Below are 20133 nucleotides of genomic sequence, written 5' to 3' on the forward strand. Positions count from 1 at the left end.
CTGACCGTCCGACCCGCCGTCCGGGTCTCCTGCTGGGCCCGGACGTGTGACAGACACGCGCCCCGCCGCGGTACGGGGCATGAACCGCGCCCGTCAGGGTTACCCCTTCCCCGGGTCCCAGCACCCTCGGCTCCACGAACGGTTTGACGAAAGGTACGACGATGAGACGGCGCAACACGCGTCCCCGGGGACTGAGCTCCCTCGTCACCCTCGCCCTGACCGGCGTGGCGGCCACGACCGCCGTGGTCCCCGCCCACGCGGTCACGGTGCCGTGCGACACCGCGGCTCTGATCACCGCGATCAACAACGCGAACACGAACGTGGACCCCGTCATCGACCTGGAGCCGTACTGCCTCTACGAGGTCACGGCCCCCTACATGCCGGGAGCCGACGACGGGCTGCCGCCCATCACCAACAACAACCCGGGCGGCGTGACCATCAACGGCCACCACGCGACCATCAAGCGCGTCTCGACCGATTCCTTCCGCTTGTTCGAAGTCGGCACCCTGACGCCCGCGCCCGGCCGGCTGACCCTCAACGAGCTGACCGTCATGAACGGGCAGCCCGGGGCGAACACGGGTGGCGGCGCCGTGCTGGTCAGGAACGGGAGCACGTTCACGGGCACCGATGTCGCCTTCCAGGGAGGCACCGCGAACATCGGCGGCGGCGCCCGGTTCATGGCCGGCAGCACGGCGTCCCTCACCGACAGCCGGATCTCCGACAACCGCACCACCGGCGGGGCGAGCGCGGCGGGCGGACTGCAGTCCGAGGGGCAGACCACCCTGGTCAACACCCACATCACGAGCAACCGCGCGCGCGTCGCCGGCGGCATCGGGCACGGTACCGGGACGCTCACCATCAACGGCGGCAGCATCAAGCACAACACCGCGTTCGACAACGGCGGCGGCATCAACTCCGAAGCGAGGGGCGCCCTGAACGTGACGGGGACCGCCATCACCGACAACCGTGTCACCACCGGCGGTCTCGGGTCGGGCAACGGCGGTGGGGTCTCCGTCGGTGTCGGCGCCGCGACCCAGACCTTCACCAACTCCACCATCGAGGGGAACACGGTGACCGTCCGGCAGGAGGGCGACGGCGGAGCCGGCATCTTCAGCCTCGGTGGAGCGCTCACGCTGGACAACACCAAGGTGAAGGGGAACAAGCTCATCGGGGAGGGCGGCCTCGGAGCCGGGATCAGCGTGTTCGGGGGCACCGTGAACCTCATGAACGCGTCGGACGTCACCGGGAACCTGGCCGCCGGCCGCTACTCGCTGGGCGGCGGGATCTACTCTCGGAACCTCGTCAACACCCCGACGGTGACCGTGAACCGCTCCGCGATCGACCGCAACAAGGTCTCCGGCACCGGCTCGCGCGGCGCGGGCATCTACAACCTGGGCGGGACCTACGAACTGACGGACTCCTCGGTCCAGTTCAACGTCGCGCCGGACGCTCCCGCGCCCGGCGGCATCTGGACGAACACCGCCATCACCTCGGTCACGAACACCATGATCGCCAACAACACGCCGACGAACTGCCTTTACAGCCCGGCACTCGTCACGTCCTGCGTCGGCTGACCCCCTCCCCCGCAGCTGTGCCGCGGCCCCGTCCCTGACTCAGGGGCGGGGCCGCGGGCGATGTGGCCGGGGTCAGCCGGCGCTCACGAACGTGACGTAGACGGCGCCGTTCTGGCCGACGTTGCCGTTGGAGATCACCGGGACGCTCGCGGCCGTGTCGGTGTTCGCGGCCGCCCAGCTGCCGCCACCGCCACCGCCGCCACCGGTGATGGCTTCGCCACCGCCGCCGCCACCGCCGCCACCACCCCAGCCGCCGCCACCACCGCCGCCGCTGCCGTAGTTGGTCCTGTTGGTCCGCCACTCACCCTCGCCGCCCTGCCCGGCGTTGCCGAAGAGGAGGGAGGAGTTGTTCGTCCAGCTCGCACCGGCGTTGGGGCCGTCGCCCGTGTGGACCGGGCCGCCGAGCCCGCCGATGCCGTCGATGCCGGCGGTGCCGCTCTTCTGGTCCACCCCGGAACCGCCTCGGCCGCCGTCACCGCCGTCACCGTTGCTCGCGCCGGCCCCGCCCGCACCGGTGCGGGTCAGGCTGCCGGTGGTCGCCTTGCCGTCACTCCCGGCGGATCCGGCCGAGATGATCTGACCCGAGACGGCGGTACCGCCGTTGCCGCCCGCGCCGCCATCGCCGTTGGCGTTGCCCTCGCCGCCGCCGCCACCACCCGCGGCGTCCGCGAGCAGGTTCGTCGTGGTGCACGTGCCGTAGCCGGCGATGCAGGGGTTCTGCGTGGTCAGGTCGACGCCGGAGACCAGGGTGGAGGCGCCGCCGCGGCCGCCGGCGGACGTCGCGCCGAGCTGGCCGACGTAGTAGTACAGCGTCCCGCCGAAGGCCGACTGGAAGCTCGCGACCGATGTCACGGTCTGCGCCTTGCCGCCGTAACCGCCGTCCCCGCCGCGATAGAGGCCGCCGCCGTTGCTGCCGTACCGCCCGGCACCGCCGTAGGCGGTGACGACCATGGGCGTGGTGGTGGTCAGCGCGGTCTGCGTCGCGGCCTGCGCCGCCGCCAGCAGAGCCGTGGTGCCGTACGAGGAGGCGCCGTCCGGCAGGAGGCAGGACACCACACCGGTCTGGATCTCGCCGCAGGAGATGTCGGTCGTCGTGGCCGAGGCGGTCGGTGCGGAGAGTGCCAGGATGGAGGCCAGGCATGCGCCGGTCCCCAGGGTCTTGACGACCCTTTCCGATCTGAGCATGAAATTCCCTTCAGGGGCGGGCGGATGGGCCCGGCGTGCGGTCACGGCGCGCATTGTGCGACGGCCGCCACGGTGGCGTTCGCCGACGAGTTGTTCAGGACGGTGACGGTCCAGGTGTCGGGGGTGGCCGCCCGGGAGGTCAGCAGCACCTGCATCGTGCCGCTCATCAGGTACCCGCCGCTGACGAGGGTGCTCCCGGTCGGGCAGGTGGCGAACACGGTGGCCTCTTCGCCCGGGACCACGGTGATGGGATCACCGACGGTCTCGGTGGTGGTCGCGGGCCCGGCCGGCCCGGTCGCACCGGGAGAACCGCTCGGCCCGGGCGGACCACTGGGGCCCGCCGAACCGCTCGGCCCGGGGGGACCGCTGGGACCCGCGGGCCCGCTCGGTCCCGGAGGGCCGGGCGGACCGGGAGGCCCCGGACGCTTGTGCCCGTCGTGGCCTTCGTGTCGCGGCGGTCCGTCCTCGTCCCCGTGGTGCGGTTGCGGTCGGCCGTGCGAAGGGCCCGCCGGATCGGAACCGCAGTCCGCCCAGGGCGGACAGGGCCCGTTCGGGCCGGGGCCGGGCTGCACCAGGACCGAGGAGCCCACGGTCCGCACCGGGGCCGATGCCGCGGTGCCCGCGAGCCCGGCCGCGGCCAGGGTGAGCATGACGAAGGCCCCGCAGACCTGGGGGAGCCGTCGACCGGGCGGCGGCCCTGAACGGCCGCGCCGAGGAAGATCAGAGCGCATCAAAGAGCTTCTGCTTTCTAGCGGGAAGGGGAGCGCGGTTCGCGGCATCGTTACCCTCTGGGGGCTCGTCCGTGTCCGCTCCGCTCCCTTTCGAGTGACTGTCGTACGGCGTAGGGCGACCCGAGACCGCGGGGCCGCTCCCCGGTGCCGTCGCGCCGGGGTCAGCCCTCGGGGGACTTATCCGGCGCGTCCTGCGGAGCGTCCTGGTGGGGCTGCGTTTCCGGCGCCTCGTGGGGGTTCTGACGAGGCTCCTGACCGTGCTCCTCGGCCGGTCCGTGGCCGGGCTTGTGCTGCCCGCCGCCCTCGGCCGCGACCACCCGGAAGGGGATCGACTGCCACAGCTGGGAGCCGTGCCCGGCGAGCTCCAGGCGGTACTCGCCCCGGAGGTGGTGTCGGCGGTGGCGCTCGGGCACCGTGACGGTGCCCGAGACCTCTCCCTCGGCGTTCGCGAGGAGGATGGCGAGGGTCACGATGCGCCTGCCACGGCGCAGGTCGCCGAGGCCGTCCGCGTCGCCGTCGCCGTCGATTCCTGCGACGGCACGGGTCTCGTCGGCCCGGCCTTCCGGGACGAGCCGGACGTACACCTCCTCGTTCGGCCAGTAGCGGCTCGCCGACACGGTGAAGCTCTCGCCGTGGGCCACGGTGCTGCGGTCGACGGTGACGGTGTTGAACGGGGCCGGGTTGACCGCGGCCGGCGGCGCCGCCGACGCCGCGGCCGGGCCCGCGCTCAGTACGGCGGCTCCGGCCGCCAGGGCCACGAGCCATCGCGGGTTTCTGGGCATGGTGGGGAGGTCTCCTTCGGATACGGAGGGACGCCGACTGCTCTTCGAACTTCGGCCCGCGATTCGTAGACGCGTACGCGTCGAGCCAAACAGGCGCGCCAACGCGGCTCCCCGGGACGGTCGCGGTCTGCCACCCGTACGGTCGGCACCGGCACGGCGAGGAGCCGCCCGGAGCCTCGTTCGTTTGCGACAATGGCACCCAGCGAGGTGGGGAGGGGCGCCGTGAACCAGCCGGCTCGACGACCGCGGTCCGACGACCGCGCCACGGACGGCCGGGCCACGGACGGCCGCGCCGAGCGGGGCCGGCAGTCCCGGGTGAAGATCGCCGAGGCCGTGTTGTCCCTGCTCGACGAGGGGGAATCCAGCTTCCCGGCGGAGCGGGTCGCCGAGCGTGCCGGCGTGTCCCGACGCCTGGTGTTCCATCACTTCGCCGACATGTCCGAGCTGGTGGAGACGGCCATCACCCGCCGACTGGAGCAACTGATCGAGCAGATCAGGCCGCTTCCGACCACGGGGCCCCGGGGCACCCGGGTAGCGGCCCTGACGGAACAGCGGGCACGGATCCTGGAATGGATCACACCGGCACAGTTGACCCTGATGCGCCTGGCGACGCCGGGTGACCGGGTCACCGAGGTCACCCGAGAAGTACTGGACCTCGCCCGGGCGCGACTGGCCGAGGTCTTCGCGGAGGAACTCGAACGCCTGCCCGCCGCACGCGGATCCGAGGTGCTCCACGGGCTGGACGCGGTGACGACCTGGGGCGCCTGGTACCACTGGCGCAGCAGCGGCCTGAGCGCCGAAGCGGCCGCCCGAACGATGGAGACGGCGGTGCACGCCCTGCTCGCCACCACGGACCGGCCTTCGTCGGGCAGCCGACCGACCCGCACTCACGCCCGATAGGACCGCTTCACCGGTCGACACACGGCCGATCCCCGCCTCCCGGGGCGGGGATCGTGCGGTCGGCTGCCTGTCGTGGCGCCGGAGCGACTCGTGTCCGCGGTCATCGTGTCCGCGGTCATCGCGTCCACGGCCGTCGTGTCATTCATCGGCCGCCAGGGTGAAGCTGCAGGTGGACCAGCTGGTGCAGTCACGCTCCGACAGCTCCTGCTCCTCCTCTTCCTGCGGCAGGAGCTCCAGGGCGCCGATGTCGGTCGTCGTCTCGTTCATCGTCTTGCCTCTCTCCTCGGACCTCTCGGGCCACTCGACCCGACGCATGGTCGATACCCCGACAAATCCACGCAACACCGGACTTGGGGATTTCTTTGCACTTTGAGTGCAAATACTTACGCTCGCCCGCTGCCCGCTCCGACAGGAAGGCCTGCCGGGGCGGGCATAGACTGGTGTGCTGCGCTGCGCACACGGTCCGTGCACATCTCGGGATCCAAGAGAGCGCTGACCTCCATGACCGCGAACCCGTATCCCGCCCGGCCGCGCGAAGAGTCGGCCGACTCTCTCCTGCTGCTCGACGTCGCTCGGGCCGTGCTGGGCCGTCGCGGAGGTCAGCGGTGGACCGTGCAGCCGTCGGACGCCTGGTGCTTCGTACGGCCGCCGGACCTCACCGTGCGGCGCGCGCACGGCTGGAAGCTCCATGTGTCGGCGACGCCGCTGTCGGCCGCCCTCGTCCTCGCCCGGTCGGCGGAGGTGCTGACACGGCGCGCGGTCTCGTTCAAGTTCGCCGTCGACCTGGAACGGGTCGTACGCCTCGGGGACATCTGGCGCGACCGGGGCGCCGGCGGGAAGTTCATCACCGTGTACCCCGTCGACGACGACCAGTTCCGCGTTCTCGCCCACGAGTTGGACGCCGCGACGGCCGGCCTGTGCGGTCCCCGGATCCTGTCCGACAGGCCGGTACGACCCGGCAGCCTCGTCCACTTCCGGTACGGGCAGTTCACCAGCGACATGATCCTGACCGACGACGGTGTCCTCGAACCGTGGATGACCGGCCCGGACGGCAGCGGGCTCAAGGACGAGCGCTCCGCCGGGTTCGTCCTCCCCCCATGGGCCACCTACCCCTTCCCCACCGAACCCGCCGGCCCGACGACGGTCACGGGGACGGCGGCGCCGGTGCTGCTGGGCGGCCGGTTCAAGGTGGTGCGGGCCGTCCGGCACGCGAACAAGGGCGGCGTCTACCGGGCGTCGGACGAGCTCACGGGCCTCGACGTCATCGTCAAGCACGCGCGGGCCCACGTCGGGGCCCGCCTGGACGGAAGCGACGTGCGCGACCGATTGCGGGACGAGGCCCGGATGCTGGAGCTGCTCGCGCCGCTGGGAGTCACCCCGGCGAAGGTGCATCTCTTCGAGGACCAAGGGGACTTGTTCCTCGCCGAGGAGCTCGTGCCCGGACAGCCCCTGCACCTGTGGCAGTCGGCCCGCGTCCGGAACGGCGGACCGGGCGTGGACGAGGCCACCGTGATGGCCTCGCGGCTGGTGACCCTGCTGCGGACCGTGCACGAAGCAGGCTTCGTGATCCGCGACTTCAAGCCGCACAACGTCATGGTCACCCCGACCGGCAACGTACGGCTGATCGACACGGAGTACGTGATCGAAGCCGGGCGGGAACGTGCTCCCGCGTACACGCGTGGGTTCGCCGCACCCGAGGTCAGGGCCCTGGGCCTGCGCGCGTCGCCCGCGGAGTCGGCCGAGGTCGCCGGACCGGCGGCGGACCGGTTCAGCCTCGGGGTGATGCTCTTCTGCCTGCTGACCGATCTCGATCCGCGGTGGGTGGCCGGCTGGACCGACGGCGCCGGCCCGCGGCGGGACGCGCCGCCCACGCTCCCGCTGATCGCCCTCGCCCATCCCCCGCTGGCGCCGTTCGTCGAGCTGATCGACGGGCTGACCATGGCCGACCCGGGCGCGCGCTGGACCCTCCCGCACGCGCTGGACCGGCTGACCGGGTCGACCGCAGCCGCCGCGGCCACGGCCACGGCTACGGCTACGGCTACGGCTACGGCTACGGCCACGGCTACGGCCACAGCCACGCGGGCCGTGCTGCCCGCGTACCGGTCGGCCGCGATCGACCGGCTGCTCGACGACGGTCTCGCCCACCTGCGACGCACCATGACTCCTTGGCGGGCCACCCTGTGGCCGGCGCCGGAACGGAACGTGCCGCGCAGCGATCCTTGCAACGCCTGGAACGGCGCGGCCGGCGTGCTCGCCACCCTCACCCGCGCCGCACGGGCGCGCGGTGACGCCTCCCTGCTTCCCACGGTGGCCGAGGCGGCCCGCTGGCTGGACGAGCGCCTGTTCGACGTGCCCCGGCTGCTGCCCGGCCTGTGCTTCGGGCGCTCCGGCACCGCCTGGGCGCTCCACGACGCCGCCCGGCTCCTCGGTGACGCGGCCCTGGCCGATCGGGCGGTCACGCTCGCCGAGCGGCTCCCGACCGGTTGGCCGAGTCCCGACTTCACCCACGGCCTCGCCGGGGCGGGCACCGCACATCTGCACCTGTGGCAGGCCACCGCCGACGACGCTCTCCTGGACGCGGCGTTCGCCTGCGCCGATGCCGTACTGGACGCCGCCGACCGCGCGGACGGCGACTGGACCTGGCCGACCTCCCGCGACACGGACTCCGCCCTCGCGGGAGCGCACACGTACGGGTTCGCCCACGGGACGGCGGGCGTCGGGGCGTTCCTGCTGGCCGCCGCGTCCGCCGCCGAGGTCCGTGGGCGCGCCGTGGAGGCGGGCCGGTTCGCGGCCGCCGCCCTGGGCGCGGGCGACACGCTCGTCAGAGCGGCCCGCGTCGAGGACGGCCGGGCCGCGTGGCCTGCGGAGGTGGGAGGCAAGCCTCAGCTCCGGCCGAGCACGCAGTGGTGCAACGGGCCGACCGGCATCGGCACCTTCCTGATCCGGCTGTGGTCGGCCACCGGCCTGCGGCGCTTCGCGGACCTCGCCGAGCAGGCCGCGGCGGCCGCCGTCGGCGATCCGTGGCGTGCGCTCGCGGGCGCCTGCTGCGGAAACGCGGGGACCGGCCACTTCCTCCTGGACATGGCCGCCATCACCGGCGAGGCCCGCTACCGCGCCCAGGCCGAGGGCATCGCCGCGGTCGTCGACGCCCAGCACTGCGAGAGCGACGGGCTACGCCTCGTGGCCGATGCCACGAGCGGCTCCGAGTACGGCAACGGGGCGGCGGGGATCCTCGACTTCCTCCTGCGGCTGCGCCACGGCGGCCCACGCCCGTGGACGGTGTCGTGGGCACAGGGCCGGAACCCCTAGCGGGCAGGATCGACGAATGTCCTCATACCGTCGTGTCGGCACGGGCGACCGGGTGCGACAGACGGCCGTGCAGGGCGGGGCCACCGACGGTCACCAGGACGAACAGGAAGCCGGCTGTGATCAGCGCCGGCTCGGCGAACCACAGGCCCGCGAGTTGGTCGACGAGCAGGGCGACGGCCACGAGGAGCACCTTCCCCGCCACCAGGCCGAAGAACAGACGGCGGTCGACGGGGGCCCGCCCGACGCGGACCAGGCGGCGGCCGACGAAGCGCCCGACCACGCTGACGCAGAGCACCACGACGAGCACGCGCAGGGCGTGCTCCCAGGCGGGCGTGTCCCCGCCGAGAGCCCAGACGCCACCTACGGCCCCGCCCACGGCGGCGTAGGCAGCGGTGCGGCCCATGCCGCTCGGCCGGGTACATGCTCGCTCACTGTAGACGGACATGTCTCGCCTTTCGTGACAGACAGCAATCAACAGCTACGAAAAAGTACAAAACAACTTGCACTTCGAGTGTCATATGTTTCTCGGCGCATCGTCAAGCCCCGATCTCGGCGACGCGGCCGGATCCTCCCGGTGACCCAGTCGGGTGGCACCGCCGCCCGGCAACGTCTCCGCGCCACGAAGCCCCTGGTAGAGGTGGTCCATGGCGCCACAGTTGCGGACGTTGGAGGCCCAGCAGTGGGACACCTGGTACAGGACCCTGGAACGGGCCTTCGGCGGCCCGCCCACGCCCCCGGAGGCGCGCGAGCTGTGGCACGGCCTGACCGAACACGACCGGTCCTACGGCGCCTGGGACGGCGACGAGTGCGTCGGGACCGCCGGATCCTTCTCGCTGCGCCTGTCGGTGCCGGGCGCGGCCCTGGTCGACACGGCCGGGGTGACGATGGTGAGCGTGGCCGCCACGCACCGTAGGCGCGGACTGATGACCGCGATGATGCGACGCCAGTTGGACGACATCCACGAGCGGGGTGAACCACTGGCGGCACTCGTGGCGTCCGAGCCCGGCATCTACGGCCGCTTCGGCTACGGCATGGCCACCCAGCAGCTCTCCACGACGATCGACACGACGCGCGTACGCCTGGAGGTACCGCCCCCCACGGGCACGGACGCGGTGCGCCTGCGGTACGCCGATCCGCTGTCCGCGCTACCGGCCTGCGAAGCGGTGTACGCGGACCAGGTGGCCGACCGACCCGGCATGCCGGCCCGCCGGCCCGGATGGGAGCGCCTGGCCGTACTCGCGCCCCAGGGCGGCGGCCGCGACGGCGGCTCGCCGCTCCGGTGCGTCGTCGCCGAGCGGGACGGGACGACGGTCGGGTACGCCCGGTTCCACCACACGCCGCAGTGGGACGTCTCGGGCGCGCGCGGCACGATCGTGCTGCGCGACCTGGACGCCGTGGATCCGGCCGCGTACGCGGCGCTGTGGCGCTTCCTCTTCGACATCGACCTGACGTCGACGCTCGTGGCGCAGAACCGCCCCGTGGACGACGCGTGGCAGCACTTCGTCTCGGACGTACGCCGGTGCGAAAGGCAGCTGCGGGACGGGCTGTTCGTCCGGCTCGTCGATGTGGGCGCCGCCCTGGAGGCCCGCGCGTACCGCGCTCCGGTCGAGATCGTCTTCGAGGTCGAGGACCCCTTCTGCCCCTGGAACGAAGGCCGCTGGCGGCTCACGGCGGACACGGACGGCGCGTCGTGCACGCGCACCCGCGCGCCGGCCGATCTGCGCCTGCCGGTACGGACACTGGCCTGCGCCTACCTCGGCGGCGTCTGTCTGACCGCCCTGGCACGCGCCGGGCGGGCGGGCGAACTGCGGAACGGAACGCTCGCGCGGGCCTCGTCGGCCTTCGGCCACGACACCGCCCCCTGGTTGCCACACTCCTTCTGAGGAATCCGCCACGTGAAGGACCTGACGCGAAACTGCTCCGCAATTGACAGTTGAGGCCGAGCGGCGGCCGGGTGCGGTGATGATGGGCCCGACATGGCCGAAGCCTCTGCGGGGACGCGCTCGTGTCCGCGGCCTTCGGGGCGGGGCGGACAGGGGCCGCGGGCTGCCGTCCGTTCGGTGCCGGTCCGCGTGCCCTCCCGGCTCGGGGCCCGTCCGCGCCGGCCCGGACGGTACCTGGTCCCGGCAGCCGTCGCGGCGAACGTGGCGACGATGCTGTGTCACGCCGTGGTGCCTCGGGGGCCTCCTCGCCGACGCGCAGGAGACGTTCCCCAGATTCTGACGGGCCGTCGGCCACAGGTCGAGGCCCGTCACGCGTACCGAGAGGGTTCTCCATCATGACCGGATCACACACACCTCCCCGGCTCCGCAGGCTGGGTATCGCGGCCGTCGGCGCCCTGGTGGTCGTGGGGGCGGCGGCCGGCCCGGCGGCCGCGCACGCCGAGGTCACGGCCTCCGACCCGCGTGCGCTCGCCGAGAACGTGACGCTGTCGTTCACCTCGGAGGCCGAGTCGGAGACCGCGGGCATCTCGGAGTTGCGGGTCGTCCTTCCGAAGGGCATCGCTCCGGAAGCCGTCACGCTGAAGGACGCACCGAAGGAGTGGAAACTGACGCCCACGCCGGACGGGTACGCGATCGGTGGCCCGGCTCTGGCGACCGGCACGGACGCCGAGTACAGCGTCACCGTGCGCCAGTTGCCCGACGCGAAGTCCCTGGCTTTCAAGACCTTGGAGACCTACGGCGACGGCAAGGTCTCCCGCTGGATCGAGGTGCCCACCGACGGCGAGAAGGTCGACAACCCCGCCCCCGTGCTCGAGCTCGCAGCGGCGGCCCCGGGCGCCGTGCCGCTCGCCCCCGGCAGCCCCTCGCCGGCACCGTCGCCGAGCGCGGCCGGGGCCTCCGCCCAGCCCTCGAACGCGGCTCCGTCGGCCGAATCCGTCGCGGCCGCGCGTGCGCGGGCGACGAGCGAGAAGGACGCGGGGAGCGGCACCGGGGCCGTCGTGGGAGCGATCGCCGCCGCACTCCTGCTCGCCGCCGCCGGCACCTTCTGGTGGGTGCGCCGCGACCGTAGCGAGGCCTGACAGGACCGGTCGGAGCCGGTGCGCGGCCTACTCCGCGTACCGGCCCCGCCCGCGGGTCATCTCGGCACCGGCGTGACGCGGACGGTCTCGCGCACCGTGACCTGGTCGATCTCGGTGGTGCGGACGGTGATGTTCAGGGTCCACTCGCCGGGCATCGGCAGCCGCAGGTCGTAGGCGGCCCAGTACCCCTTCTGGTTCTTGAGCCTGGCGTCGAGCGGGCCGATCCCGAGTTCTTCCTGGGTGAGCGTGAGGCGGAGTTCCGGCACCGAGGCGAGGCCGCCGTCGGCGCTGAAGACGACGGCTTCGACCGTGTTCTCCCCGACCTGCCCCGGCGCCAGCGTGATCTGTACCGTGCCCTGGTGATGGGCCGTGCCCATGTCGAAGGGCACCGTGATCACCTTCACCCCCGGATCCGCCGCGGCGGCCACCGCCGCGGCCCGCTCACCGGCGGCGCGGCTGGGCTGGGTGCCGGTGAGCAGGGTGGTGATCACCAGGACCACGACACCGAGCACGGCTTCGACGGTCACCACGCGGCGCAGGCCGCGCCGGTAGGTGTCGGCCTGGGCGGCGGGCGGCGGGGGCTGGTCGCTCGGCCCGTCCCCGGCAGGTGCGTCGGACGCTGGGTCGGGGTCCTGTTCCGCCGGAGTGGCGGGCGCGCCCACCGTCTGGGCCACCCGTGCCCGCTCGGAGGCGGCCACCCTCACCGGCATCCTGGCCCGCGCCGCCTCGTGGACGAGACGGGCGGTCCAGCGGCGGGAGAACGAGGCCACCCACACCACGAGGACCACGACGGCGACCTTCACGACGAGGGTCTTCCCGTACGACGTGGTGTACAGCGCTTCCCACGAGCCGACCTGCCGCCAGGACTGGTACACCCCGGTGCCGACCAGTACGGCCACGGCCTTGAAGGCCAGGCCGGAGAAGCGGGCGATCGCGGAGGCCGGGAGGTCCTGGCCGGCGGGTCCACGGCTTCGGAGGAGGAGCAGCAGCGTGATCAGGCCGCCCAGCCAGACCCCCATGGCCAGCAGGTGCAGCACCGCGGCGGGCATGGCCAGCGCCACCTGGATACCGGCGGCGGCGTGTTCCGCGAAGGCCCAGGTCACCGCCAGGGCCACGGCCAGCAGCGCGGCGGCCGGTCGGACCCGGCTCCCGAACTCCGGCGGTGGTGAGCCGTGCTCGGCGCGGTCGAGCCGTCGGGCCGAGCGCCGGAGCCACACGGCCGCGACCACCAGCAGCGCGAGCCGTGCCACCAGCGCCCCACCGGACCTGCCGGTGACGGTCCGGCCCAGCTGGGCCAGGTCGAACGCCGAGGTCACCGAGCCGGCCGTCTCGTACGGACCGCGGAGCAGCACCAGGGCCACCGTGGACGCCGTCAGGGCCGACCACCCCACGGTCAGCAGCCTGCGTACCGGACGTGCCGCGCCCGCGGCGGGCCAGCACAGGAGGACGAAGGCGGCGGCTCCCACGAGGAGGGCCAGACCGCTGTAGGCGACGTGGCGGAGCACCCCGTACAGGCGGCCGACGGGTGTCTCGTCCGGTGAGTCGGTCGCCACCACGGCGGCGGTCTCGGACGGCTGCCCGATGGAGAAGACGAACGCGCCGGAGATCGGATGGCCGTCGGCGGAGACGACCCGCCATGCCACCGTGTAGGTGCCCTGGGGCAGGGTGCCGGACAGGGCTACCCGCGCGGTGTTCTCCTTGCCGTCGACGTGCTGCGCGGGGCGCGGGTTCACGCGCTCGTTCTCCGGCGACAGGACTCTCAGCGAGTCGTCGGAGAAGCTGACGGACTCGGTGAAGGTGAGGGTGACGTGCTGCGGCCCGGTCTTCAGGACGCTGCCGTCGGCGGGATCGGAGCCGCTCAGTCCGGCGTGCGCGGAGGCCGCGCCCGCCCCGCCGAGGAGCAGGGCGAGTACGGCGGCGACCAGGATCAGGACGGTCAACGGCCTCCTCGTGGGAGGCGATCCACTGGGCATGTAGGCACAGTCTCCGAAGGGGCGGCGGCGAGATGTGGACGATAGTGCCGCCGACCGGGTGACCACGCGGTTTGAGCAACTTCGGCTAAAGACGGCGAAGAATGCTCGACTCGGGTCTCTTTCCCTGTACGGGGCTCCTCCCCCTCCCGCCGCCGCCCCCTGCCGTCCTCCCGCTCAGTTGTCGCGGCTCGGGAGGATCTCCTTCACCTTGGCGACGGCGAAACCCCATCCCTGCGCCAGGGTCGGCTTGCCCGGTACGGCCACTTCCTCCGGGTTCGTCAGCACGTCCAGCAGGACCGGGCCCGGGGTGTCGAACGCCCGGCGCACAGCGGCGTGGAGGTCGGCCGGATCGGTGACGCGGATCCCGGTGAGGCCGAGGGCCGTGGCGACGGCGGCGAAGTCGGGGTTGTCCAGCTCGGTGCCGAATTCGGGCAGGCCCGCCTGCTCCTGCTCCAGCTTGACCATGCCCAGTCGGCGGTTGTCGAAGACGACCAGCTTCACCGGCAGCCGGTACGTCGCCAGGGTCATCAGATCGCCGAGCAGCATGCCGAGGCCGCCGTCACCGCAGAGGGCGACGATCTGGCGGTCGGGCGCCCAGAGCTGGGCGCCGATGGCCTGGGGCATGGCATTGGCCATCGAGCCGAGGTTGTACGAGCCGATCAGGCGCCTGGTCCCGCGCATGGACACGAAGCGGGAGAGCCAGACGGTGGCCATCCCGGTGTCGGAGGTGAACACGGCGTCCTCGGCCGCGTACGCGTCCACTGCGGCGGCCAGCGCCTCGGGCCGGATGTCGTGGTCGGGGTTGTCCAGTACCGCGCGCAGCTTGCCGGTCCAGCGGTGCTCGTGGCCGGGGTCGGCCAGCCGGCGCCCGCCGTCCTCCCACCGCAGGAACCGCTCCCGGGCGTCGTCCAGGTGCGCACGGTCCGGAACCCCCTTCAGCAGCGGGAGCAGGGCGCGCAGGGTGGCACCCACGTCGCCGGCGAGGCCCACGTCCACGGGGACCCGGCGCCCCAGGTGCTCCTCGCGGGCGTCGATCTGGACCACCTTGCAGTCCTTCGGGTACCACTCCCGGTAGGGGAAGTCGGTGCCCAGCATGAGGAGGACGTCGCCGTGGTCGAGGGCGTGGGAGGCGGCGGGGTTGCCGATCAGGCCGGTCTGGCCGACCTGGAAGGGGTTGTCGTCCTCGAATCCCTCCTTCGCCTTGAGGGTGAGCACCATGGGCGCGGAGAGGAGGTCGGCGGTCCGGAGGACTTCGGCGCGGGAGGCGCGGGCTCCGCAGCCGACGAGCAGGGTGACGCGGGACGCCGCGTTCAGGAGTTCGGCGGCCTCGGCGAGGGCCGGCTCGTCGGGCCGGGTGACGGCACGCTCCAGGGTGAAGCGCGCCGGACGGTCGTCGCCGAGCTCCTGGTCGCCGAGGTCGCCGGGCACGGTCAGGACGGCGACGCCGCCCCGGGTCACGGCGGCGCGTACGGCGTCCTCCAGCATCCGCGGCATCTGCTCCGGGGAGGTGACGGTGGCCCGGTGGACGGCGACGTCGCGGAACAGCAGGTCGTTGTCGACCTCCTGGAAGTAGTCGCTGCCCATCTCGGCGAGCGGTACCTGTCCGCAGATCGCGAGGACCGGGGTACGGCTCTTGGCGGCGTCGTAGAGCCCGTTGAGGAGGTGTACGGATCCGGGTCCGACCGTGCCCATGCACACGCCGAGGGTGCCGGAGAGCTGTGACTGCGCCCCCGCCGCGAAGGCCGCGGCCTCTTCGTGCCGGCAGCCGACCCAGGTGAGGCCGTCGGTGGTGCGGATCGCGTCGGTCAGAGGGTTCAGTGCGTCCCCGACGACGCCGAAGACGTGCCGGACGCCCAGGTCCTCCAGTGCGTCGACGATCGCGCGGGCCACGGTTCGTGCCACGGGAGTGTCCTTTCCCTCGGTCTCAGTGGGTGAAGCGGTCGGGGTCGGCCGCCCGCCAGTCGGATGCCCAGGCCTCGGGCACTGATGCGAGCAGTTGTCCCGGGGTGAGCCATTCGTGCAGTTCGGCGTACGAGCGCACGGTGTAGGGGTCGACCCGTTGGAGCAGGTGGTGGGGGCGCAGCTGGGACGGGCTGTCGACGCCCATCGCCGCCATGATCCGAAGAGCGCTCAGGACGGTGGCCTTCTGGTAGCGCTCGACGCGTCGCGACTTGTCGCCGACGTCGACGGCTCGGGCCCGCCGCCGGTCCTGGGTGGCGACCCCTACGGGACAGGTGTTGGTGTGGCAGCGCTGGGCCTGGATGCATCCGATCGCGAACATCATCGCGCGGGCGGCGTTGGTGTAGTCGGCGCCCTGGATCAGGCGTTTGACGAGGTCGCTCCCGGTGGCGACCTTGCCGGAGGCCCCGATGCGGACGCGGTCGCGCAGCCCGACGCCCACGAGGGCGTTGTGTACGGTCATCAGCCCCTCGCCGAGCGGCAGGCCGACGTGGTCCGCGAATTCCAGCGGGGCCGCGCCCGTGCCGCCCTCCGCTCCGTCGACGACGATGAAGTCGGGTGTGGTGTCCTCCTCCAGCATGGCCTTGCACACGGCGAGGAACTCGCGGCGGGAGCCGACGCACAGCTTGAACCCGACGGGTTTTCCGCCGGCCAGCTCGCGCATCCGCGCCAGGAAGCGGACCAGTTCGCGCGGGGTGGTGTAGACGCGGTGGAAGGGTGGGGAGACCACGGTGCGTCCTCGGGGAACGCCGCGGACCTCCGCGATCTCCGCGTTCACCTTGGCGCCCGGCAGTACGCCGCCCATGCCGGGCTTGGCGCCTTGGCTGATCTTCAGCAGGACGCACTTGACCTGCTCGTGCGCCGCCTTCTCCGCGAACTGGCGCGGGTCGAAGTCGCCCTTCTCGGTACGGCAGCCGAAATACCCGGTGCCGATCTCCCAGACGAGGTCCCCGCCGGGGCCGAGGTGGTGTGCGGAAAGACCGCCCTCGCCGGTGTCCTGGGCGAAGCCGCCCAGCCGGGCGCCGGTGTTGAGGGCCCGTACGGCGTTGGCGGACAGGGAGCCGAAACTCATCGCCGACACGTTGAGCAGGGCCATGTCGTACGGCTTGGTGCAGCCGGGGCCGCCGATCCGGACCCGGGGCGGATCGAGGCGCACCGGGCGGGGGGCCATGGACGGGGTGAGGTATTCGCTGCCGGGCTGGTGGAGGTCGCGTTCGGTACCGAAGGGCTCCTCGTCGTCGGTGCCCTTGGCACGTTCGTAGACGATGCTGCGGGTGTCCCGGTCGAAGGGGCGGCCGTCGAAGTTCCGCTCGACGAAGTACTGCTGTATCTCCGGACGTAGCGCCTCCATGGCGAACCGCAGGTTCCCCAGGAGGGGGTAGTTCCGCAGGAGGGAGTGTCGGCGCTGCACGAGGTCGTGGAGGGCCAGGGCCACGAGCGCCCCGAGCAGGACGAGGAGAAGTATTTTCAGCACATCGCGCGTGTGTCCCGAACCCCGGCCGTCAACCGCGTCGGGCGATTCACACGGGAGGCGCGGAATGCCGGGCGTGTTCGGTGGGTACGCGAGCCGGTCACCCGTTGTCTTGTGGAGGTCCCCTTGCTGTCCTCGCTCTCCGACACGATCTCGACGCACCTCGCCGTGGCCGACCATCTCCTGCCGGTACCGACGCGGGCCGTCTACGACCCGTCCGACCCCTACGCGGTCCGGTTCGACTTCATGCTGGACGCCGAGACTCCCACCCCCTGGCACTTCGAGCGGGACATGCTGGCCGAGGGGGTGCGCCGGCCCGTGGGAGAGGGCGACATCAGCCTGCGCCCCCACTGGTCGGACGGACATCGCACGCTGGTCATGCAGCTGTGGGGAGACACACCGGCCGGCTACGAGTCCGCGGTGCTGATCGTCGACTCCGCGCAGGTGAGCTGCTTTCTCGAGCAGTCCTACGGGTTGGTTGCCCGGGGATCCGAGTCCTGGGACATCGACGGGTTCCTCGACAGCATCCGGTGCGCGGAATGAGGCCGGGCGTCCGGGTGCCAGGGGTTCCCGGCGTCCGGGTGACGGGGTTTCCGCGTTTCCGGTGGCACGGTTCGGGCAGCCGCCGCTCGGGGGATCCGACGCACAGCACAGGAGGTATCCGCCATGGAAGACCAAGGCGGCGCCGGCGGCGCCCCGCTCCACCACCATGACCACGAGCACGAGCACGACGAGCAGCGACGTCGCGGGACACCCCGCACCGCGTCCTCCAAGGACGAACCGCCCGTACGGGCGGCGGACACGGACGAAGCCGCCCGCTTGGACCGGCCGGGTGCCGGCGCCGAGCCCGTACAGGAGCAGCGCCGTCCCGGGCGGGAGCACCGACCGCCCCGGCACTGATCGCCACGGCCCCCCAGGGATCGCTGCCAGGCCGGTCGGCCTGGCAGCGGCTGCGCCGGCCATCGCTCACCTCGCCCGGGTCAACCGGGCCATGTGCCCGTGACGCGCCGCGTCGCCACCGCACCGGAGCGGTCGACGGCGGCCTTGACGGCCGCGAAGATCGCGCCCTGCAGGGCCGCGGCGATCAGGATCTCCCGCCAGGAGCGGTCCTCGTCGGTCGCCTCGGGAGCGTCGTCCGCCCCTTCGATCAGCTTCCAGATCTGCTTGAACACCAGTCCCGCGAGTGCGCCGCCGACGGCGCCCAACGCCGACCCGACCGGCTTGTACGCGATCGCCGACGCCCTCATCGGTGCCTCCTACGATTGTCCCTACGATTGCCCCGCACCAGCAGGAACACGATCAGCGCGGCTCCGATCGTGAGGAGTGCGGCCCGGCCCGCCTTGTCGCGGACCGGGGCGGGGGTCTTCTCCGCCGCCAGGTGGGCGACGTGTTCGACCCCGTCCCGGATCTGTCCTGTCACCAGGGCGGCCTTCTCCGTGGCCTGTTCCTTCACGGCGGCCGTGCGCTGCCGGGCCTGGGCCGCGACATCGGCCTTCGCGGCCAACGCTTCGACGGTGCGGCCGAGTTGATCGCGGGTGTGCTCGATGCGATCCCGGAGTTCCTCCGGAGAGGGTTCGTCGGCGGTGCGTCGTTCGGCGCCGGATTCACCGGTCATCGGTGTGCCTTCTCCCTGATCTCGGCCAGGTCGGCCTTGAGGCTCTCCATCGTCTGCTCGGGTGCCGGCGTACCGGCCTTGGTGATCTGCCGCTTGCCCACCATCGCCACCACGGCCGCGGCCACGGCCAGCAAGGCGGTGGCGATCAGGGCCGAGGCCCAGACGGGAAGCACCAGGGCCAGTGCGGCGATCCCCGCCACGACCAGGGCCTGGGCGGCCAGGACGCCGAGGAGTCCGGCTCCGCCGAACAGGCCTCCACCGGTCCCGTACCGCTTCGACTTCCGCGTCATCTCCACCCGCGCGAGCTGCATCTCCTGGTGCACCAGCTCGGAGATCTGCTGGGACGCCCGGGAGACCAGCACGCCCACCGAATCATCGGCGGGGCGACTCCTCTGTTCGATCGTGGCCACTGCTTTCCACCTCGTTCTCGAGTCGATCGGATACTTCTCGTTCCCGACCGCCGGAAGGGGCGCAGGGTCCCTCCATGCGGCGACGGTCCTCGTCGTTCCATGCCCTGGTGTCGCGGGGCCGGACGTACGGCACCTCGTGCTCGGGCAGCCCTCCCGCGATCGCCCGTCGGCGGGTCAGTTCCGCGTCGAACTCCAGGCCGAGGAGGATGGCGAGGTTGGTGATCCACAGCCACACCAGGAAGACGATCACGCCCGCGACCGTGCCGTACGTCTTGTTGTACGACGCGAAGTTCGCGACGTAGACGGCGAAGCCGGCCGAGGTGATCATCCAGATCGCCAACGCCAGGAAGCTGCCGGGGGTGACCCACGCGAAGCCGCGCCCCTTGGCGTTCGGAGCGGCCCAGTACAACAGCGCGATCATGGCCGTGACGAGCAGGACCAGGACCGGCCACTTCGCGATCGACCAGGCGGTGAGCCCGGCGTCACCCACGCCGAGCGCCTCTCCGGCCCTGCGGGCCAGGCCCCCGCTGAAGACCACGATCAGTGCGCTCGCACACGCCAGGAGCATGAGCGTGACGGTCAGCGCCAGGCGAAGCGGAAGGATCTTCCACACCGACCGGCCCTCGGGCACGTCGTAGACGGCGTTCGAGGCGCGGATGAAGGCCGCGACGTAGCCGGAAGCGGACCACAGGGCGACGACCAGGCCGACGACGGCGACCAGTGAGCCGACCCCGCTGCGGCCCTGCAGTTGCGTGACGGCGTCGCTGAGCACGTCCCTGACCGAGCCGGGCGCCAGTCGTTGCAGGTCCTCCAGCACCCGTCGGGTCGCGGACTCGCCGGCGATGCCCAGCAGGGACACGAGGACCAGGAGGGCGGGGAAGAGTGCCAGCACCCCGTAGTAGGTCAGGGCCGCCGCCCGGTCGGCCAGCTCGTCGTTCTGGAACTCCCGCGCCGTGCCGCGCAGCACGGCACGCCAGGATCCTTTCGGTAGATCGGTGGGCCGGTCGGGGGCGCGTTCGCGCACGTGGTCGTCGGGACCGGCGCCGGCATTGACTCCGGTGTCCGGACGCTCGTCTTCCGCGCCGGGGTCCGGCGTCGAGTTCCGCTCCATACCCTGCGGGTTTCCGCCGCGACGGGACTCATGCACCGAGATGCGATTCTGGGCGATATGTGCCCTCCACCCGGCGGGAGGAGGATGAGAT

General features: G+C 72.4%; 19 protein-coding genes. 7 read left to right on the plus strand and 12 right to left on the minus strand.

Annotated elements, in window-relative coordinates; genetic code table 11:
- The first annotated feature begins 161 nt into the window (after positions 1 to 161).
- Positions 162 to 1574 carry a hypothetical protein gene (locus tag ACGFYY_RS03640; protein WP_393706867.1) on the plus strand — a complete coding sequence of 471 codons (1413 nt, stop codon included), beginning with the start codon at positions 162 to 164 and terminating at the stop codon, positions 1572 to 1574.
- Between the two features lie 72 nt (positions 1575 to 1646).
- On the opposite strand, the gene ACGFYY_RS03645 is transcribed toward ACGFYY_RS03640, so the two are convergent.
- The 3 genes from ACGFYY_RS03645 to ACGFYY_RS03655 all read right to left on the minus strand — a co-directional run bounded on the left by ACGFYY_RS03645 (position 1647) and on the right by ACGFYY_RS03655 (position 4272).
- A complete protein-coding gene (locus ACGFYY_RS03645) occupies positions 1647 to 2759 on the minus strand; it encodes a hypothetical protein (protein WP_393706868.1) in 1113 nt (370 codons plus the stop codon).
- Positions 2760 to 2800: 41 nt separating this feature from the next.
- Positions 2801 to 3001: a hypothetical protein gene (locus tag ACGFYY_RS03650; RefSeq protein WP_365268170.1), complete on the minus strand. Its 201-nt coding sequence runs from the start codon at positions 2999 to 3001 to the stop codon at positions 2801 to 2803.
- A gap of 650 nt (positions 3002 to 3651) precedes the next feature.
- On the minus strand, positions 3652 to 4272 hold the full coding sequence (locus ACGFYY_RS03655) for a hypothetical protein (protein ID WP_393706869.1): 621 nt from the start codon (positions 4270 to 4272) through the stop codon (positions 3652 to 3654).
- A gap of 222 nt (positions 4273 to 4494) precedes the next feature.
- Between ACGFYY_RS03655 and ACGFYY_RS03660 the strand changes: the two genes are divergently transcribed.
- Entirely contained in the window at positions 4495 to 5172 is a 678-nt protein-coding gene (locus ACGFYY_RS03660; protein WP_393706870.1) for a TetR/AcrR family transcriptional regulator, read from the plus strand.
- A 138-nt stretch (positions 5173 to 5310) separates the two neighbouring features.
- On the opposite strand, the gene ACGFYY_RS03665 is transcribed toward ACGFYY_RS03660, so the two are convergent.
- Positions 5311 to 5439, minus strand: coding sequence for a hypothetical protein (locus ACGFYY_RS03665; protein ID WP_365268164.1), 129 nt, complete (start codon positions 5437 to 5439; stop codon positions 5311 to 5313).
- A gap of 234 nt (positions 5440 to 5673) precedes the next feature.
- Between ACGFYY_RS03665 and lanL the strand changes: the two genes are divergently transcribed.
- The gene (lanL, locus tag ACGFYY_RS03670) at positions 5674 to 8481 is read left to right on the plus strand and encodes a class IV lanthionine synthetase LanL (protein ID WP_393706871.1); all 2808 of its coding nucleotides are present in this window, start codon (positions 5674 to 5676) and stop codon (positions 8479 to 8481) included.
- Between the two features lie 22 nt (positions 8482 to 8503).
- On the opposite strand, the gene ACGFYY_RS03675 is transcribed toward lanL, so the two are convergent.
- Positions 8504 to 8926: a hypothetical protein gene (locus tag ACGFYY_RS03675; protein WP_393706872.1), complete on the minus strand. Its 423-nt coding sequence runs from the start codon at positions 8924 to 8926 to the stop codon at positions 8504 to 8506.
- A 199-nt stretch (positions 8927 to 9125) separates the two neighbouring features.
- Here ACGFYY_RS03675 and ACGFYY_RS03680 point away from each other — a divergent pair, with 199 nt between their 5' ends.
- Both ACGFYY_RS03680 and ACGFYY_RS03685 read left to right on the plus strand, forming a co-directional pair.
- Entirely contained in the window at positions 9126 to 10364 is a 1239-nt protein-coding gene (locus ACGFYY_RS03680) for a GNAT family N-acetyltransferase (RefSeq protein ID WP_393706873.1), read from the plus strand.
- A 395-nt stretch (positions 10365 to 10759) separates the two neighbouring features.
- Positions 10760 to 11503 carry a DUF1775 domain-containing protein gene (locus ACGFYY_RS03685; protein ID WP_393706874.1) on the plus strand — a complete coding sequence of 248 codons (744 nt, stop codon included), beginning with the start codon at positions 10760 to 10762 and terminating at the stop codon, positions 11501 to 11503.
- Positions 11504 to 11559: 56 nt separating this feature from the next.
- Here ACGFYY_RS03685 and ACGFYY_RS03690 read toward each other — a convergent pair whose 3' ends face one another.
- The 3 genes from ACGFYY_RS03690 to ACGFYY_RS03700 all read right to left on the minus strand — a co-directional run bounded on the left by ACGFYY_RS03690 (position 11560) and on the right by ACGFYY_RS03700 (position 16909).
- Complete coding sequence (locus tag ACGFYY_RS03690; protein WP_393706875.1) at positions 11560 to 13443, minus strand: copper resistance CopC/CopD family protein; 1884 nt, start codon at positions 13441 to 13443, stop codon at positions 11560 to 11562.
- A 207-nt stretch (positions 13444 to 13650) separates the two neighbouring features.
- Positions 13651 to 15378: a thiamine pyrophosphate-dependent enzyme gene (locus ACGFYY_RS03695; protein ID WP_393706876.1), complete on the minus strand. Its 1728-nt coding sequence runs from the start codon at positions 15376 to 15378 to the stop codon at positions 13651 to 13653.
- Positions 15379 to 15400: 22 nt separating this feature from the next.
- Positions 15401 to 16909, minus strand: coding sequence for an FMN-binding glutamate synthase family protein (locus ACGFYY_RS03700; protein ID WP_393706877.1), 1509 nt, complete (start codon positions 16907 to 16909; stop codon positions 15401 to 15403).
- 123 nt (positions 16910 to 17032) lie between these two features.
- Here ACGFYY_RS03700 and ACGFYY_RS03705 point away from each other — a divergent pair, with 123 nt between their 5' ends.
- Together ACGFYY_RS03705 and ACGFYY_RS03710 are read left to right on the plus strand one after the other, a co-directional pair.
- Positions 17033 to 17449: an SsgA family sporulation/cell division regulator gene (locus ACGFYY_RS03705; RefSeq protein WP_365268150.1), complete on the plus strand. Its 417-nt coding sequence runs from the start codon at positions 17033 to 17035 to the stop codon at positions 17447 to 17449.
- Positions 17450 to 17572: 123 nt separating this feature from the next.
- Positions 17573 to 17806: a hypothetical protein gene (locus ACGFYY_RS03710; RefSeq protein ID WP_393706879.1), complete on the plus strand. Its 234-nt coding sequence runs from the start codon at positions 17573 to 17575 to the stop codon at positions 17804 to 17806.
- 80 nt (positions 17807 to 17886) lie between these two features.
- On the opposite strand, the gene ACGFYY_RS03715 is transcribed toward ACGFYY_RS03710, so the two are convergent.
- From ACGFYY_RS03715 to ACGFYY_RS03730, 4 genes are read right to left on the minus strand one after another with little or no spacing between them, the layout of a single operon-like run.
- Complete coding sequence (locus ACGFYY_RS03715) at positions 17887 to 18153, minus strand: DUF4235 domain-containing protein (RefSeq protein WP_393706880.1); 267 nt, start codon at positions 18151 to 18153, stop codon at positions 17887 to 17889.
- Positions 18150 to 18521, minus strand: coding sequence for a DUF3618 domain-containing protein (locus ACGFYY_RS03720; protein ID WP_393706881.1), 372 nt, complete (start codon positions 18519 to 18521; stop codon positions 18150 to 18152). The genes ACGFYY_RS03715 and ACGFYY_RS03720 overlap by 4 nt, the downstream gene beginning before the upstream one ends.
- Complete coding sequence (locus tag ACGFYY_RS03725) at positions 18518 to 18931, minus strand: phage holin family protein (protein WP_393706882.1); 414 nt, start codon at positions 18929 to 18931, stop codon at positions 18518 to 18520. The genes ACGFYY_RS03720 and ACGFYY_RS03725 overlap by 4 nt, the downstream gene beginning before the upstream one ends.
- Positions 18894 to 20042, minus strand: a complete 1149-nt coding sequence (locus ACGFYY_RS03730) for a YihY/virulence factor BrkB family protein (RefSeq protein WP_393706883.1) — start codon at positions 20040 to 20042, stop codon at positions 18894 to 18896. Before ACGFYY_RS03730 ends, ACGFYY_RS03725 begins: the two co-directional genes overlap by 38 nt.
- Between the last annotated feature and the right edge of the window lie 91 nt (positions 20043 to 20133).

The sequence above is a fragment of the Streptomyces sp. NPDC048331 genome (assembly GCF_043201215.1).
Taxonomy (GTDB): Bacteria; Actinomycetota; Actinomycetes; order Streptomycetales; family Streptomycetaceae; genus Streptomyces.

Coding starts and splice junctions, on each gene's coding strand:
- ACGFYY_RS03640 (WP_393706867.1), top strand. CDS start 162: ATGAGACGGCGCAACACGCGTCCCCGGGGACTGAGCTCCCTCGTCACC.
- ACGFYY_RS03645 (WP_393706868.1), bottom strand. CDS start 2,759: ATGCTCAGATCGGAAAGGGTCGTCAAGACCCTGGGGACCGGCGCATGC.
- ACGFYY_RS03655 (WP_393706869.1), bottom strand. CDS start 4,272: ATGCCCAGAAACCCGCGATGGCTCGTGGCCCTGGCGGCCGGAGCCGCC.
- ACGFYY_RS03665 (WP_365268164.1), bottom strand. CDS start 5,439: ATGAACGAGACGACGACCGACATCGGCGCCCTGGAGCTCCTGCCGCAG.
- lanL (WP_393706871.1), top strand. CDS start 5,674: ATGACCGCGAACCCGTATCCCGCCCGGCCGCGCGAAGAGTCGGCCGAC.
- ACGFYY_RS03675 (WP_393706872.1), bottom strand. CDS start 8,926: ATGTCCGTCTACAGTGAGCGAGCATGTACCCGGCCGAGCGGCATGGGC.
- ACGFYY_RS03680 (WP_393706873.1), top strand. CDS start 9,126: ATGGCGCCACAGTTGCGGACGTTGGAGGCCCAGCAGTGGGACACCTGG.
- ACGFYY_RS03685 (WP_393706874.1), top strand. CDS start 10,760: ATGACCGGATCACACACACCTCCCCGGCTCCGCAGGCTGGGTATCGCG.
- ACGFYY_RS03710 (WP_393706879.1), top strand. CDS start 17,573: ATGGAAGACCAAGGCGGCGCCGGCGGCGCCCCGCTCCACCACCATGAC.
- ACGFYY_RS03715 (WP_393706880.1), bottom strand. CDS start 18,153: ATGAGGGCGTCGGCGATCGCGTACAAGCCGGTCGGGTCGGCGTTGGGC.
- ACGFYY_RS03720 (WP_393706881.1), bottom strand. CDS start 18,521: ATGACCGGTGAATCCGGCGCCGAACGACGCACCGCCGACGAACCCTCT.
- ACGFYY_RS03730 (WP_393706883.1), bottom strand. CDS start 20,042: ATGGAGCGGAACTCGACGCCGGACCCCGGCGCGGAAGACGAGCGTCCG.